Annotated in this window: 18 protein-coding genes and 1 pseudogene; 13 read left to right on the forward strand and 6 right to left on the reverse strand. The window is 53.7% G+C overall.

The genetic code is table 11. The annotated features are described in order from the left end of the window. The first annotated feature begins 31 nt into the window (after positions 1 to 31). The 4 genes from QJQ48_RS02180 to QJQ48_RS02195 all read left to right on the forward strand — a co-directional run bounded on the left by QJQ48_RS02180 (position 32) and on the right by QJQ48_RS02195 (position 3,492). Entirely contained in the window at positions 32 to 1,507 is a 1,476-nt protein-coding gene (locus QJQ48_RS02180) for a leucyl aminopeptidase (RefSeq protein WP_346289546.1), read from the forward strand. Positions 1,508 to 1,720: 213 nt separating this feature from the next. Next, on the forward strand, positions 1,721 to 2,047 hold the full coding sequence (gene clpS / locus QJQ48_RS02185) for an ATP-dependent Clp protease adapter ClpS (protein ID WP_346289809.1): 327 nt from the start codon (positions 1,721 to 1,723) through the stop codon (positions 2,045 to 2,047). 12 nt (positions 2,048 to 2,059) lie between these two features. After that, the gene (locus QJQ48_RS02190; protein WP_346289547.1) at positions 2,060 to 2,362 is read left to right on the forward strand and encodes a DUF2103 domain-containing protein; all 303 of its coding nucleotides are present in this window, start codon (positions 2,060 to 2,062) and stop codon (positions 2,360 to 2,362) included. Then, on the forward strand, positions 2,359 to 3,492 hold the full coding sequence (locus QJQ48_RS02195) for a tRNA (guanine-N1)-methyltransferase (protein WP_346289548.1): 1,134 nt from the start codon (positions 2,359 to 2,361) through the stop codon (positions 3,490 to 3,492). Before QJQ48_RS02190 ends, QJQ48_RS02195 begins: the two co-directional genes overlap by 4 nt. Position 3,493: 1 nt before the next feature. Here QJQ48_RS02195 and QJQ48_RS02200 read toward each other — a convergent pair whose 3' ends face one another. Both QJQ48_RS02200 and QJQ48_RS02205 read right to left on the reverse strand, forming a co-directional pair. Further along, the gene (locus QJQ48_RS02200) at positions 3,494 to 4,165 is read right to left on the reverse strand and encodes a hypothetical protein (RefSeq protein WP_346289549.1); all 672 of its coding nucleotides are present in this window, start codon (positions 4,163 to 4,165) and stop codon (positions 3,494 to 3,496) included. 194 nt (positions 4,166 to 4,359) lie between these two features. After that, complete coding sequence (locus QJQ48_RS02205; protein WP_346289550.1) at positions 4,360 to 4,599, reverse strand: hypothetical protein; 240 nt, start codon at positions 4,597 to 4,599, stop codon at positions 4,360 to 4,362. A 230-nt stretch (positions 4,600 to 4,829) separates the two neighbouring features. On the opposite strand from QJQ48_RS02205, the gene QJQ48_RS02210 reads away from it, so the two are divergent. The 7 genes and pseudogenes from QJQ48_RS02210 to QJQ48_RS02235 all read left to right on the forward strand — a co-directional run bounded on the left by QJQ48_RS02210 (position 4,830) and on the right by QJQ48_RS02235 (position 8,278). After that, positions 4,830 to 5,063: a helix-turn-helix transcriptional regulator gene (locus QJQ48_RS02210; RefSeq protein ID WP_346289551.1), complete on the forward strand. Its 234-nt coding sequence runs from the start codon at positions 4,830 to 4,832 to the stop codon at positions 5,061 to 5,063. Between the two features lie 5 nt (positions 5,064 to 5,068). Continuing rightward, positions 5,069 to 5,212, forward strand: coding sequence for a hypothetical protein (locus QJQ48_RS02215; protein WP_346289552.1), 144 nt, complete (start codon positions 5,069 to 5,071; stop codon positions 5,210 to 5,212). 110 nt (positions 5,213 to 5,322) lie between these two features. Then, on the forward strand, positions 5,323 to 5,511 hold the full coding sequence (locus tag QJQ48_RS02220) for a hypothetical protein (protein WP_346289553.1): 189 nt from the start codon (positions 5,323 to 5,325) through the stop codon (positions 5,509 to 5,511). Between the two features lie 85 nt (positions 5,512 to 5,596). After that, a pseudogene (locus QJQ48_RS28355) lies at positions 5,597 to 5,791 on the forward strand (pentapeptide repeat-containing protein); the annotation flags it as partial. Positions 5,792 to 6,125: 334 nt separating this feature from the next. Continuing rightward, positions 6,126 to 6,437, forward strand: a complete 312-nt coding sequence (locus tag QJQ48_RS02225) for a hypothetical protein (protein ID WP_346289554.1) — start codon at positions 6,126 to 6,128, stop codon at positions 6,435 to 6,437. 2 nt (positions 6,438 to 6,439) lie between these two features. Then, the gene (locus QJQ48_RS02230; RefSeq protein ID WP_346289555.1) at positions 6,440 to 7,909 is read left to right on the forward strand and encodes a pentapeptide repeat-containing protein; all 1,470 of its coding nucleotides are present in this window, start codon (positions 6,440 to 6,442) and stop codon (positions 7,907 to 7,909) included. A 120-nt stretch (positions 7,910 to 8,029) separates the two neighbouring features. Continuing rightward, positions 8,030 to 8,278 (forward strand): ribbon-helix-helix domain-containing protein, encoded by a 249-nt coding sequence (locus QJQ48_RS02235; protein WP_346289556.1) that lies wholly within the window; start codon positions 8,030 to 8,032, stop codon positions 8,276 to 8,278. A 102-nt stretch (positions 8,279 to 8,380) separates the two neighbouring features. Here the strand turns inward: QJQ48_RS02235 and guaA are convergent, their stop codons facing one another. After that, positions 8,381 to 9,928 carry a glutamine-hydrolyzing GMP synthase gene (gene guaA / locus QJQ48_RS02240; RefSeq protein ID WP_487247695.1) on the reverse strand — a complete coding sequence of 516 codons (1,548 nt, stop codon included), beginning with the start codon at positions 9,926 to 9,928 and terminating at the stop codon, positions 8,381 to 8,383. Positions 9,929 to 10,352: 424 nt separating this feature from the next. Continuing rightward, the gene (cbiD, locus tag QJQ48_RS02245; RefSeq protein ID WP_346289558.1) at positions 10,353 to 11,492 is read right to left on the reverse strand and encodes a cobalt-precorrin-5B (C(1))-methyltransferase CbiD; all 1,140 of its coding nucleotides are present in this window, start codon (positions 11,490 to 11,492) and stop codon (positions 10,353 to 10,355) included. Positions 11,493 to 11,653: 161 nt separating this feature from the next. Here cbiD and moaA point away from each other — a divergent pair, with 161 nt between their 5' ends. Further along, positions 11,654 to 12,643 carry a GTP 3',8-cyclase MoaA gene (gene moaA, locus QJQ48_RS02250; RefSeq protein ID WP_346289559.1) on the forward strand — a complete coding sequence of 330 codons (990 nt, stop codon included), beginning with the start codon at positions 11,654 to 11,656 and terminating at the stop codon, positions 12,641 to 12,643. A 22-nt stretch (positions 12,644 to 12,665) separates the two neighbouring features. Here the strand turns inward: moaA and QJQ48_RS02255 are convergent, their stop codons facing one another. Next, positions 12,666 to 13,352 carry a PEP-CTERM sorting domain-containing protein gene (locus QJQ48_RS02255; protein ID WP_346289560.1) on the reverse strand — a complete coding sequence of 229 codons (687 nt, stop codon included), beginning with the start codon at positions 13,350 to 13,352 and terminating at the stop codon, positions 12,666 to 12,668. A 164-nt stretch (positions 13,353 to 13,516) separates the two neighbouring features. Between QJQ48_RS02255 and QJQ48_RS02260 the strand changes: the two genes are divergently transcribed. Then, a complete protein-coding gene (locus tag QJQ48_RS02260; protein WP_346289561.1) occupies positions 13,517 to 14,365 on the forward strand; it encodes a class I SAM-dependent methyltransferase in 849 nt (282 codons plus the stop codon). Between the two features lie 101 nt (positions 14,366 to 14,466). On the opposite strand, the gene rpsD is transcribed toward QJQ48_RS02260, so the two are convergent. Then, entirely contained in the window at positions 14,467 to 15,075 is a 609-nt protein-coding gene (gene rpsD, locus QJQ48_RS02265; RefSeq protein WP_346289562.1) for a 30S ribosomal protein S4, read from the reverse strand. Positions 15,076 to 15,098 lie beyond the last annotated feature (23 nt).

The following is a 15,098-nucleotide window of genomic DNA, read 5'->3' on the forward strand; positions in this document are numbered from 1 at the left end:
CAAGGCGAACCCACGTTACTTCGAATCGCGAATGGACTTTCAAGCATCCGATAAATCCTGTCTAGACTGGAGCGGAGATTGTTTAATCATCGGACTCACAGAGGCAGACCTACCGCTCAAAGCAGCCTTTGCAGACTTAGATAAATCCCTCTCCGGCCTGCTGCAGGCGCTGATTGAGGAGTCTGAGTTTGAGGCAAAAGCGGGCAGCAGCGCCGCCATTCGTGTGGGTAATGATGGTCCCTTTCGCAAGCTGGGAGTTGTGGGTTTAGGGGGAGCGGATGCCCTCAGCGCTGAGGGATTACGCAAGGCCGCTGCCGCCGCTGCCCGGCTAGCCAATAAAGAAAAGTGCGCCAAGGTAGGACTGCAGTTTGGTCGGGGTTCGATTTCGCCGGAGGTAGCAGCCCAGGCCATGACCGAAGGGGCAGCGCTAGCGCTGCATCAGGATAAGCGCTTTAAGTCAGAGAATAAAGACAAATCGGCCTCCAAAGTAGAAACGATTCATTTGCTTGACCTCGCGGGTCAGGACAGCGCCATTGCTAAAGCCCAAGCTATCTACAACGGCGTGGTTTTAGCCCGTGAGCTGGTATCAGCCCCGCCCAATATTGTCACGCCCGCTTATCTGGCTGAGTCTGCCGCTGAGATTGCGCAGGCCCACGGCCTAGACCTAGAAGTTTTAGAAAAGGAAGCGTGTGAGGCGCAGGGGATGGGAGCCTATTTGGGGGTCGCCCAGGCTTCTGACCTGCCACCTAAGTTTATTCACCTGACCTACAAGCCTAGCGGTACGCCGCGTCGCAAACTCGCCATCATCGGCAAAGGTCTCACCTTTGACTCCGGCGGCCTCAACATCAAGGGGGCGGGCAGCGGCATTGAAATGATGAAAATCGACATGGGCGGCGCGGCGGCTACGCTGGGGGCGGCTAAGGCGATCGCCCAGCTCCAGCCCGATGTGGAAGTCCACTTTATCAGCGCTGCCACTGAGAATATGATTAGCGGTCGGGCCCTGCGTCCGGGGGATATTCTCACCGCCTCCAACGGCAAAACCATTGAGGTCAACAACACTGATGCGGAAGGCCGCCTCACTTTAGCCGATGCCCTCGTCTTTGCCGAAAAGCTAGGGGTGGACGCCATCCTGGATCTAGCTACCCTGACAGGGGCCTGCATGATTGCCCTAGGTGACGACATTGCCGGACTGTGGAGTCCTGACGACGAGCTAGCTGAGAGCATTGTCCACGCGGCGGAAACAACTGGGGAGAAGCTGTGGCGGATGCCGCTGGAAGAAAAATACTTTGACGGCATGAAGTCCGTAGTGGCGGATATGAAAAATACCGGACCGCGTCCCGGTGGGGCGATCACGGCGGCACTTTTCCTGCAGCAGTTCGTCAAAGAAACTGCCTGGGCGCACCTGGACGTAGCTGGCCCCGTTTGGACCGAGAAAGAAAGCGGCTACAACAATCCTGGCGGTACGGGCTACGGCGTCAGAACCTTAGTGCAGTGGGCGATCGCCTAAGTTAAACTGCCTAGTTAGCTACTGAGAGCGTCCCGGTGATGTCGTATGATCGGGAAATGGCGGCGCGTATGCACTGGCTGAGCCCTCTGTTCTCAGTCAGCTTCGGCTAACCTTAAATGCTTTCCTGGCTTAAGCTTTACGAAAGATTCGGTAAACTAAGTACAAACATTCGCGCATGGATTTTCGTTAAAACTCTCATACCTTGTTGTGACTATGATTTCGGTACCTTCGGTGGCACCCAAAGCGGTTTCTTCCTCTCCAGCCATTGCCCCAGAACGATCTCGTCAAGTCACCCGCAAGCCTTATCCCAACTACAAAATTATCGTTCTAAACGACGACTTCAACACGTTCAAGCACGTGGCTGACTGTCTGATGAAGTACATTCCCAACATGTCCAGCGATCGCGCTTGGGATTTGACCCATCAGATTCACAACGAAGGACAGGCCATTGTTTGGATTGGTCCCTTAGAGCAGGCAGAACTCTATCACAGTCAGCTTAGCCGGGCTGGTCTGACGATGGCACCGTTAGAGCGAGCCTAGCCGAGAAGTTCTATGGGGAAGTCGTCTGAGGGCCGCTTAGTCTGGAATCATTCCACCCACATTCCCAAGCTGATTCCGGTGTTGAAAAAGCTCGTGGATGTGGATCACATCCGCACGATTACCCCCGGCGAAATTAAAAGAACGCGATCGCATATCCCCCAGCTCCAGCTCAAAGTGTCCGTGCCGATTCGCGGCGGCTTCAAGCTGATTGCGCGCAAGGCCAAGACGGTGCAGGAAGTGTTTGTGCTGACGACGCTGGATCAGGCTAGCTTAGAAGCGGCGATCGCTCAGGTTTTAGATGTCAGTCGCCGATGAATGCTGAGTCGGGCTGGTACCGCGAGGGCAAAGCCTTTTTCCGCACCGATCAGAGCTTCTACCGTCCTCACAGTCAGGTGGGGCGCGATCTGGCGGTCTTGGCCGCAGCGCTCTACAAAATTCAGCAGGGTCAACTGCGGGTGCTGGACGCGATGACGGGCTGCGGCGTGCGGCCCCTGCGCTATCAGCTCGAAGCTGAAGCCGACTGGGTCTGGGCCAATGAAGCCAATCCACAGGTGCAGCCAACCCTAGCCCAAAATTTAGCGGTGGGAATGCGCCCCCGCTCTTACCGCATTACCCAGCAGGATGCTAACCAAATTTTCTTTAGCTGCTACCAGCAGCGCGATTTCTACGATCTGGTAGATGTTGATAGCTTCGGCAGCCCGACCCCATTTCTGCAGACGGGGCTGTGGGCTACCAAAGTGGGCGGGCTGCTCTACCTCACCAGCACCGACACTCGCACCACCGGCGGCCATAATCCAGATAGGAGCCTACAGGTTTACGGTGCGATCGCCCGCGCCCACCCGGCCGTACACGAACAGGGGCTGCGGCTGCTGATTGGCACGGCGCTGCAGCAGGCGGCGGCGAAGGGAATGCAGGTTCAGCCTGTCTTTTCTCTATTTAACGGCACCGTCCATCGGGTGATGCTGCGGCTGGTAATGGATCAGCCCTGGACGGTAGAGCATTACGGCTTTTTGGGCTATTGTCATGGCTGCGGCCATTACCAAACAGTTTCCTGGCGCAGGCTGGGGGATGCTCGCTGCCCCGCCTGTGAGGCGCACGAAACGGCCCGACCGCTGACCCTCAGCGGCCCTCTGTGGCTGGGGCCGCTGCACGATGCGGCTTTTCTAGCGCAAATGGTCCGGCTGGCTCAGGATTGGCACTGGCCGCGCCGGGTGAAGCTGCTGCAAATCATGGCGGATGAGGCGGATTTGCCCCCCTATTATTTCACCCTGGGGGAAATCGGTCGTCACGGTCAGCTCGATATTCCCCGCCGCGATCGCCTGATTCAGCGCCTGCGCGATCGCGGCTACCGGGCAGCGCTGACCCATCTAGATTTTCAGGCGATTAAAACTGACGCGCCGATGGCGACCTGCGTGGAGCTAGCAAGGCAAATGCAGCGTCAATGACCTACAAAACGCAGCCACAGCGAGCACTTTGGGCATAGGCCCGTAGCTCTGGGCGAATGTGGGGCTGCTGCCGCAGCCAGGTGTCGATGGTGGCTTGGATCGCGGACTCGTTGGTTTCGAGCCAGTGACCCATGCCGTGCAGGGCTGCTTCCTGACAGGCGATCGCGGGCAGGTGCAGCATGGCGGTCTGCGATCGCCAGACAGCCTCAAAAATAGCCTCTCGTTCTTCTACCACCGGGCAAAGGGGCAGCAAGTCCCACCACATGTAACAGGTGACGTTGAGCGGATTAGCGCCGGGTTCGTCTCGGTGAGAGAGGTGGGGAGAACAGCGGGCGGCAAACAGTTCCCGAAAGAGAATTTCAAAGGCGTCAAGGCAGCGCAGGCGATCGCACAGAGGGACGGTGATATCGGCTAGGGCAAACATGTAGTCGCTGGCGCCGTTGCTGACGATGTACCAAAGCCCTTGAGCAATTTCGCCGTCGGTGTAGCCAGTGAGGGCGGCGGCGGGCTGCTCAAACAGGCGGGTGAGGTAGGTGATGATTTGAGCGGGGGGCGCGTCCCAGTATTCGCAGTCGTGGTCGTAGTACCAGAGCAGCCCGTTGGGATCTTCCGGCCAGCAGAACACAAACAGAATCCAATCTTCAAAGGAGAGGTCGGTGAGTTTGCGTTCCATTGCTGAAAGAGTGGGGTCTTGTAGTCACGTAGGGTGTGCTAGCGCAGCGTAGCGCACCGATTGCGAGGGTTTCGACCTGCTGAGAATTTGCCCCGTTTTGGATATGTCATATACATAAATGCTTTGTAGAGTGAGGCTTTGGTGCGTCAGCGCAGCGCTGACACGCCCTACGCGAGCCATGCAAAATACCCATTTCAAAAGTTTAGCCATTTTGTCAAGATGCGCATGGGTTGGCCGCTTTTGGCGTCGATTTGGGGTTTGCTCCAGGCGGTAGCGTTGGCGAAGCCGAGGCGGTGGAGGATGCCGATAATCAAGTTGATGCCGATATGAGAGCCAATCACAATAATGCGAATAGGTTCGCGGGTGGCGGTAGCTTTGCGATCGCGGTTGGGCGGGAGGTGGTAGGTTTCGGTGTGGGGGATGAGGTCTTTCATAGTGATTTTCAACTTTTTGGCAGAAGAATGTGTGCGAAAGGCGCAAAAGGCAATCGCAGAGTGAGAGACTATTGAATGGCAAACGGAAATAGACCGAGCCTATTGGCTAGCCGTTGGCCATGACCCGGATACGTTTTTACTTATCCAAGTCAACTTGTAATCAATAAGACTATCCAAGCACGCTTGTAATTATCGTGTCAAGCCTGCATGTATAAGTTTGTTTGTAATTAATGGCTGATGAGACTTTCCAATCCAATGAATCTCCCCTGAAGCAACGCAGGGAAGAACTTGGATTAACTCAGCGAGATATTGGTTCAGCGCTCGGAAAGACGGATCAGACGATTAGCAATTGGGAAACGGGCATCTACGAACCGAAAATGACGCCTCGTGAGTTCAAAAAGCTCTGTGAGATTTTACAGTGGTCACTGGAGGATGTCCCTGAAGACTTTGGGCCGATCAGATAACAGTTATGAGTCTGACTGACCAAAATCAGCAAGTCACGCTGATGGATTTGCGAACCCGTTCGGAATTGACGCGCCGAGAAGTAGCGATCGCGCTAAGGGGTTACGGAGAAGACAATATACGTTTGGGAGACGAGCCAGAAGCCGCCTAAGATGACCGTGACTCAAGTACAATAGCTGACTGACCTATTAAGCTGCACATTGGAAGAACTTGCAGCGACAGAAAAATAGCGGCAATGCTTGATAAATCTAGCCAATTCCCGTGAAGCGCAGAATCATACTCACTGAACCCAGCCATACCCGCTGGCTGAGCGCAGTCGAAGCCAGAACCCCAGCAGATGTCCCCTTCGACTTCGCTCAGGGGACGTGGGTAGTGAGTAATCTGAGGAGTAAAGGCGCTGTGCAGGCGTTGATTGTCAGCCCGCAACCTACCAGTTTTCAAAAACTATAGGCTTTAATGGGAGCAACTGCGACGCCCGGATTTTGCCAAATCGGGAGTGAAGACAACTTACAAGCCCCCTGATCGCTTGAATTCTATGCCTGATCACCTCACTGCCAAAGAACTGCTACGTCGCTATCGCAGAGGAGAGCGTGACTTTCGAGGTGTAGATTTGAGCAGCGAATCTCTACGAGGCTATGATCTACGGGGAATTAATTTGGCAGGAGCTAATCTGACCAAAGCAGACCTGCGTGGAACGCGGTTCACTCAGGCGACTTTCATCAAAGCTCAGTTCAACGAAACCAAGTGCGGTACTCGCAGACGATGGGCTATACCAAAGTTGCTGCTAGCACTAACGCTGACAGCCCTTTCTACCTTTTTAACAACTGCTTTTGTATCTGCTTCCTTGATTGCTGCCTTCGCTGCAGACAGCAATATTTTCGCAGAAGGTACGGCGGCTGACACAGCTACGGGCATTACTGGCTTTGTCTCTCTTACAGTTGTGTATTTGCTCTTATACTCACAGGGAGTCACAACAGTTCTGAGCGCTGTCGCTTTCGCTTTCGCTTTCACTGTCACTGTCGCTGTCGCTTTCACTGTCGCTTTCGCTGTCGCTTTCGCTGTCGATGTCGCTGGCGCTGTCGCTGTCGATGTCGATGTCGATGTCGATGTCGATGTCGCTGACGCTTTCGCTGTCGCTGTCGCTGGCGCTGGCGCTGGCGCTGTCGCTGTCGCTGGCGCTTTCGCTTTCGCTTTCGCTGTCGCTGGCGCTGTCGCTTTCGCTTTCGCTGTCGCTTTCGCTGTCGCTTTCGCTGGCGCTTTCGCTGGCGCTGGCGCTTTCGCTTTCGCTGTCGCTGTCGCTGTCGCTGGCGCTGTCGCTGTCGCTGTCGCTGCCGCTGTCGCTGTCGCTGAGTATAGTGCAAATATACCACTCTTAATAGTGGCGTTGGTTCTCAGCTTGTCTGCCATAGCTATCAATTCCTACATCGGTTGGCGAGCACTTCAGGGAGACCCACGTGACATTTTTGTTCGTAATCTATCCGTTTGGTTAGGAGCACTTGGGGGCACTGACTTTCGCCACGCCAATCTCACCGACGCCAGTTTTTCTGAGGCAGTTCTTAAAAGCGCTCGCTTCCAGCACTCCACCCTGACACGCACCTGTTTTCATCGCTCAAAAAAGCTACACCTCGCTCGCTATGGCAAAACGCTTCTAAATAATCGACAGGTTTTGAACCTGCTCGTGAGTCTCAAGGGCCAAGGCCAGTCCTATGTTGGCTTAATGCTTAAGGGAGCCAACCTTGTTGGAGCTGATTTGGCAGATGCCAACTTCACTGAAGCTGATCTGAGTCAGGCAACTCTAGCAGGGGCCACCTTAGAGCGTGCCAACCTCACCAAAACTCAAGCTCTCGGTGCCTGCTTTGAGCAGACAATGCTTACCGCTGCTTGTTTAGAGTCTTGGAATATTGACAATACCACCCAGTTGAACGGCGCAATTTGCGACTACGTGTACCTACTCAACGGGCAGAAAGAGCGGCGTCCCCATAGTGAAACCGAAGTTTTCAAGCCAGGGGAGTTTACAAAATTATTTCAGGAAGTCCTGGATACCATTGATCTAATTTTTCAAAACGGTATCGACTGGAAAGCCTTTGCTCAAACTTTGCAAAATGTGCAGGTACAGCACGAAGGCGCTGAGCTATCGATTCAAAGCATTGAGAACAAAGGAGATGGCGTTGTCGTCATGCGGCTCAACTCAGCCCCCGGCATCGATAAAGGAGGAGTCCAGCAGGCATTCATGCAGGGCTACCGCAAAGCCCTTAAGAAAGCAGAGCGCTACTACAAAGCTCAGCTCGAAGCTGTCAAAACTCAGCACGCCAGTCAAATTCAAACGAGAGAGCAGCGCATCACAGAATATCGTGAGCAAAACGCCAATATGCAGCGTGTTGTTGAGTTGCTAGCCCAGCGACCAATTACCGTAGACGTAAAAGCCGAGAGCAAAGCCATGCAAGGAAACGACCAAAGTCAGAGCATCCGCGTCGGTGGCAATTTCGATATCAACGCCACCAATGCTGTCGTTAACCTACGCGACATCAGCGGCCAAGTCACCAACCAAATCAGCCAGCTCCCCGACAGCCCCAACTCCCACCAGCCCAACCTAAAAGAGCTGCTCAATAAACTTCAAGCCGCTATTGATGCTGACAACGAACTCAAACCCGATGAAAAGGCCGCAGCTCTTGAACAAGTCAAAACCCTAGCAGAAGCCGGACAAGCCCCTAGCGAAGGTCATATGAAACAACGTGCAAAGCAGGCGACTACTGTACTCAATTGGCTAGCTAAGAGCGTTTCCGACGCCTCCAAGCTCGCCAGCGCCTGCAAAGAACTGCTGCCATTGATTACGGGTTTATTCGCCTGAGCATGGATTATACTCGCGGCTAGAGCTGAGATTGATCAAGGTTTTTTGAAAACTCTGAAATCGCTGTCCATCAACTACCGCAGGCTACAATTAGAGACCGAGTGCTGGAGCAGAATCGTCATGTTAGACGTCTCGCTACCCGAAAACATTCAAGCCTTTGTACAAGAACAGGCTCGTACAGCCGGATTCGCCACAGCCAGCGAATATGTTTATTATCTAATTTTGCAGGAGCAAGCCCGTTTCATCCAGCAGGCACAGGTTGAAGCGCTTTTAGCAGGAGGCATCAAGAGCGGTGAACCTATTGAACTAACCGAAGATTGGTGGATGCAAAAGCGTAGCAAGCTAGCTAGCTCTCTAGGGCAGCCATAAGAAAATCCCAAAGTTCTTTGTAAAAACTCTGGGATCTTGGTGAAAACAGCTAGAAATCCTAGCGCTCAAATTAACTTAGAACGGGCCTTTGCTAACCTAACCCTACTCCCACTCTATGGTGCCAGGAGGCTTAGAGGTGATGTCATAGACTACGCGGTTCACCCCTTTGACCTCATTCACCATCCGGTTAGAAATCGTTTCTAGCAAGTCATAAGGCACCCGTGACCAGTCCGCCGTCATGCCGTCTTCGCTGGCAATCAGACGCAGCACCACCGGATGAGCATAAGTCCGCTGATCCCCCATCACGCCGACGCTGCGAATGGGCAGCAGCACCGCAAACGCCTGCCAAAAATCGTGATATATGCCCTGCTTCTGAATTTCATCGCGCACCACAAAATCGGCATCCCGCAGAATGTTGAGCCGTTCTGCTGTGACTTCGCCAATGATGCGAATAGCCAGGCCAGGGCCAGGGAAAGGATGCCGCCGGACAATTTCTTCCGGCAGGCCAATCGATCGCCCAACTTTGCGCACCTCATCTTTAAACAGCTTGCGCAGCGGCTCCACCAGCTTAAACTGTAGGTCTTTAGGCAAACCGCCAACATTGTGATGGCTCTTAATTTTGACCGCTACTCGCTCCCCGGTTTTAGGATCGACATTGGTATCTGCCGACTCAATCACATCCGGGTAGAGAGTGCCCTGAGCCAGGTAGTCAAAGGGGCCTAAGCAGCGTGACTCCTCTTCAAACACCCGAATAAACTCATGGCCGATGCGCTTACGCTTTTCCTCTGGATCCGTAACGCCCGCAATGCGGTCAATGAAGCGATCGCGGGCATTAACATAATGCACCGGAATAGCAAACTCATCTCGAAACAGCTTCACCAACCGCTCCGGCTCATACTTGCGCATAAAGCCCTGATCGATAAACATGCAGGTCAGCTGATCGCCAATGGCCCGGTGCAGCAAAAAGGCCAGCGTAGAAGAATCCACGCCGCCAGAAAGCGCCAGCAAAACCCGCTTGTCGCCCACTTTGGCCTTCACTTCTCGGATCGCCTCTTCAACAAAGGCTTCCGTTGTCCAGGTCGGTTCGCAGTCACAGATGTGATAGACAAAGTTGCGAATTAGAGCAATGCCGTCTTGAGAATGCACCACCTCTGGGTGAAACTGGACGCCATAGAGCTTGCGCTCATGATGGGCGATCGCCGCGCAGGGCGTATTGTCCGTATGCGCTAAAGTTTCAAATCCGGCGGGCATTTCAGCCACGGAGTCTCCGTGGCTCATCCACATAGTAGAGCCGTTTTCTACGTTCGTAAGCAGGTCAGTGGGATCGTCAATGTACAGCGAGGCTTTGCCATACTCTCCCCGCTCAGCCCGCTCCACCTGACCGCCAAGCTGCTGCACCATGAGCTGCATACCATAGCAAACGCCCAAAATCGGAATGCCCAAATCCCAAATTGCCGGGTCGCAGTGAGGCGCGTAGGTATCGTAAACCGAGCTAGGGCCACCGGAGAGAATAATGCCCTGGGGGTTGAGCTGTCTTAGCTGTTCAGCCGTAGTGCGGTAAGAAAGAACTTCAGAATAAACCTGAGTTTCGCGGATGCGACGCGCAATCAGCTCGGAGTACTGTGAGCCAAAGTCCAGGATGATCAGCATTTGCCGATTGACATCTCGGAGATTGGGAGAAACAGGAGGGGTTGCGCTTTCAGTTTGAAGAGTCACGGGTTTAAACCTAGGGTAGAAGTGAACGGAACAAGCAGTTGAGCGGTAAGAGCGATTTCAGGGCTTTTGGGGGGACGACGCTAAAAGAGACGGCAAATTTGTAGAGTGACCGGATGAGCCTGCTTGCGGTTTGGGGCAGTGCTAGCGGTATCTAATATTACCTGTGCTGGATTCGATTCAACCTGCTCAGGGCGGGTGCGGCCTAAAAATCAGTTGAATCTGCTAGTCCCACTAAGCTTGCAGCTAGCTCCAGCGCGGAGCCAAGAATTGAAAGTAAAACGATTGAAACTGAGTATAAAAAGAAGCTGATGCGTATCTACTCATCAGCCAGCTACAGATGACAATGTAAAAAAATGTTTTAACTAGAGTAGCAAATCTTCGCTAGAATCTGAGCGCCTCGATCGCTTTTAATAATGATTTGCCGATTGCGATCGAATAAAATGCTGCCCACCGCCACCTGGGTATTGGCCTGTTTGCGGATATAGGCAGCGGCTCTTTGATCAATTTTTTGCGCGATCGCCCCATAAACCGTATTCGTCCGGTTTGCGCCCGCTGCCTCAGGCTGGCGCAAGTAGGTCAAGGCCGCTTCCACTGTCGCACTGCCGAGAACGGTCTGCACAATCTCGGTAGGCAACCCCTGAGCAGCACAGTGGGCCGCTAAGATTTCCTGCCGCCCATCGGCCACGTGATGATGGGTGTGAAAGATGCCGCCTGCCAGCTTAATCAGTTTGCCGTGGTAGCCAAACAGCAAGATTGCTTGAATTCCCTGTAGTCCCGCCTCCACCAGCAGCGGCCCTAGCCAGTTAGCGGTTTTAAGGCGGCGATCGGCGGCAATGCCTAGCTGCAGCGACAGGTCTAAGCCATTCTCGCCAACACAAAAGACCAAGGTATCGTAGCTTTGCGCCTTTTGCTGGAGTTCCTGGCGAAAAGCGGCGAGCTGCCCCGGAGCGCTGAGGGGCTGGGCAATGCCGCTGGTGCCTAAAAGCGATAGGCCCTCGACTACGCCAAAAGCCGCGTTTGACGTACGCTCAGCCAGCGCTTTCCCCGCTGGCAGAATAATCGTCACCTGAATTTTTTGCCCATCTGCCAGCAGCGGGGCCAAATTTTCCTGAAACAGCCGCCGCGCGTAGCTATAGATGGCCGCGACGCCGCTCTGCTGCTGCCGGCCGATGCCCTCGCCCCCTACCAGGGCGATCGCTTCCGTCTGCCCTGCTGAGGCCCAGCCCACCACGGCCCAAATGGGTGTCCCCCGCGTCAGGTCTAGGTTATCCCCCGGATCGCTGCGCGTCATCGCCAGGGCTGACCCATCCGGCAGGCAGGCCGCTGGCTCTACCGGAATCTCTGCCACCTGTGCTGGATTGACCAAATTCACCGCAACCTTGTCTGCTGCCGCTTGCCCCTGGAGATGCTGCAGCGCTGCGATCGCCCCGGCGCAGGCAAACACGGGTAGGGTATAGCCTGGGCGCGGCCCAGCTAGTTGTTCAGGATTAGCGGTCATAACTTTAGAAATAGGGATGTTGCTAAACTAGGGCTTAAAGAGTTGAACCCCGATGCGTTACGCTAACGCGACAGCGCGGCTACAAAAACTTTCTCATTTGCATTCAACTCCGTTCCCGGCAAGCCCATTCTTCTGTTCTTGGCCCCCTCTTTTTTCCACCTATGCCCAACCGCATCGACTACCTGCGCATTAGCCTAATCGATCGCTGCAATTTTCGCTGCCAGTACTGTATGCCGGAGGGAGCGGATTTGGCCTATGTCCTACAGCAGGACTGGCTGACGCCGCACGAACTGCTGACTCTGATTAAAGCTGTTTTTCTGCCCCTGGGCTTTACCCGGTTTCGGCTGACGGGGGGGGAACCGCTGCTACGCCCGGATGTGGTGGAGATTGTGCGGGCGATCGCCGCGCTGCCTCAAACTGAAGATTTAGCCATGACCACGAATGCCTTTTTGCTAGCAGATAAGGCCGAGGCGCTCTATCAGGCGGGCTTACGCCGGATTAACATCAGCTTGGATTCGCTCGATCCTCAAACTTTTCAGCAGATTATTGGCGGCCGGGGGCGATCGCGCTGGTACGAGGTTTGGCAGGGAATTCAGGCGGCGCATCGGGTAGGATTTACGCCGCTGAAGCTGAACGTGGTGGTGATCCCTGGCATCAACGATCATGAAGTGATGGACTTGGCGGCGCTGACCCTAGAGCGGGAGTGGCATGTGCGCTTTATTGAGTTTATGCCGATTGGCAATAGCTTTTTGTTTGGTGAAAAGGGTTGGATAGATTCTGAAACCATTCGGCAGCAGGTGCGCGATCGCTGGGGTTTAGTGGAGTCTTCGGTGCGGGGCAACGGGCCAGCGGATGTCTTTCAAATTCCAGGCGCTAAGGGAACGCTGGGATTTATCAGCCAAATGTCAGAGTGTTTCTGCGATCGCTGCAACCGGATGCGGCTGTCAGCCGATGGCTGGCTGCGGCCCTGTCTGCTGAACGAAATCGGCCAGGTCAATTTGCGATCGCTGCTGCGAGCAGGCGTAGATTTGACCGAGATCCGCGATCGGGTGGCTCAGCTGGTTGAAATCAAACCTGAGATTAACTATAAACAGCGCGAATCGGGTACAGCAGGGGTTTACAACCGCACGATGTCGCAGATTGGCGGCTGAGCTGCAGTCTATTAGGTAAAGCTTAATCTCTCGATCGCTTGAGCAAGCTACCTAGCGCCAAGGCTACCGTACTGCCCAAGAGCATAGTCGGCTCTGGAACAGCGGTCGGCTCCGAAATTTGAACTTCACCAATCCCTACAGGCAAAGAAAACTGATTGGAAGAACTGGTAGAAAACTCGGAAACAATATTGCCATCGCTGTCAAATATGACGCTGTCAAATGCCTGCGTAGTTGCTTCAAAGCTGGTGGCGCTCCAGGTCGTTCCGTCTACAGAAAGCAGCAGAGTTTCGTTGCCAAAGATTGTGCTCGTCACAATGCTGGTGAAGCCGTCACTTATGTCTTCTTCAACCCTTGTTATGTCAACTGGTAGCGTTTGTTCTGCCTCAAAGAAAATAGCGTCTAGGCGCTGCTGGGAAAAGCTGAACTGAGGAACATTCGTCAGATCGTTTTCAGTGAGCAAAAAAGTCTCATACAAACCCTCTTGTGCAAAGCTAAAAGAGAAGCTGGCCTCAGATAGATCAGTTAAGGGAATCCTTTCTAAATCTCCCTCTAAAAAGATCTGATCATCAAAGGTTAGAATACCTTGCCCCCTACCGCCGTCAATTGTCGGTATCAGCTCAAACCCAAAGCTTATTTCTGCTGCTTGAGCTGTAGCCGAGCCAATGCCCAAAACTGCTAACGGAAGGCTGGCTGCAAAAGCAAACTGCATGAAGTTCATAACTCTCAATTGTTTTATGACTATGTGGCCCTCACAGAGAGGACATTTGTTAGCCATATCCTAAAAAATAGAGCATCACAGCTTTATAAAGTTACTGTGTAATAATCATCTGAACTTTATGAAGCTGAGCTTTTAAGCTGTCATTATCTACAGTTATGGTTGAGGAAATTAAACAGCAGCTTGCCGGCTACTACAGCAGCCGGAGCGGCACTTACGACACCGAGAGCGACTTTCACCCCCGCTTGGCTCAGCATTTGGTGGCGCAGGCTAACCCTCAACCAGGTCAGCAGGTGGTGGATATGGCGACGGGGACAGGGCTGGTGGCGATCGCTGTGGCTAGCCGAGTTGGCCCACAGGGATTTGTCCTGGGTCTAGACTTTGCTGAAGATATGATCCAACAGGCCCAGCGGAAAAAAAAGACTTTAAATCTGCAAAATATCGAATTTCGTTTAGCTGATGTCGAAACGGTTAGTTTGCCAGCGGCGGCTTTTGATCAGGTGTTGTGCTGTTCGGCGCTGGTGCTGCTCAGCGATATTCCGGCGGCCTTAAAGCACTGGCAGAGGCTGCTCAAACCTGGTGGTTGTCTAGCCGTGAACGGCTTTTCCGAGTATGCCTTTGTCGCCAGTATGGTGATGAACCGGGTAGCGGCTCGCTATGGCGTGACTCTCAGGGCTTGGAATCACCCCACAGGCACCCCAGAGCGCTTTCGCCGGCTGCTAGAAACCGCCGGCTTTGCCGATATTCAAATTACGGCTAAGCAGTTTGGTGGCTATTTGAGCCTAGCCGATCTGAAAAAATGGTGGCGCTTGCCCAGCGATCGCCCCAATCCCTTCGATCGCCCCCTGCTAGCGTTGTCTGAGACGCAACTTCAGCAGCTCCAGCAAGAATATTTTGCCGAACTTGAGGCGATCGCCACGCCCCAGGGCGTTTGGAACGACATTACGGCCTATACGGCGCTTTGCCATAAGTCAGACACGCATTTAAACGAACACTCCCCGGACTGACGGATCCGGGGAGCATCAAGAAAACTTTAAATCTGCGCGGTAAGAATTTTTCGGGGTGCCAGAGCTAGCTGTGAGAAAACTTCAGTGGGTTGAGCTGAAGCTTAAGCCTGACGAGAATAGTACTCAACCACGAGCAGTTCATTGATATTAAGCGCAATCCATTCGCGCTCGATGAGACTGTTGACTTTGCCTGTCAGCTTGCTCTTATCAAACTCTAAGTGGCTAGGCAGGTTAGCCAGACCCGGAAACTCCAGATTGGCTTCAACCAGCTTACGAGAGTTGTCCTTGTCCCTCACGCTCACAACGTCGCCAGGGCGGCACTGATAGCTAGGAATGCTCAGCACTTTGCCGTTGATGGTGACGTGTCCGTGATTGACCAGCTGACGAGCTGCGGGAATGGTCGGAGCCATGCCTAGACGGAAAACGGTGTTGTCCAACCGCATTTCTAGGAGCTGTAGAATCACCTGTCCGGTGGAACCACCTGCTCGGCGGGCTTTTTTCACGTAGCGTAGAAGCTGTTTTTCAGTCAAACCGTAGTTAAACCGCAGCTTTTGCTTCTCTTCCAGCCGAATGGCATACTCAGACTTTTTCTTACGAGCCTGACCATGCTGTCCGGGGGGATAAGCCTTCCGAGGGGACTTACGGGTCAGTCCTGGCAGTTCTCCCAGTCGGCGTACAACCCTGAGGCGAGGGCCTCTATATCGCGCCATGTAGCTTTCTCTCCGTTAAATTC

Origin of the sequence: Sphaerothrix gracilis Ecp01 (assembly GCF_030405905.1) — a bacterium.
GTDB classification, from domain to species: Bacteria; Cyanobacteriota; Cyanobacteriia; order Phormidesmidales; family Phormidesmidaceae; genus Sphaerothrix; species Sphaerothrix gracilis.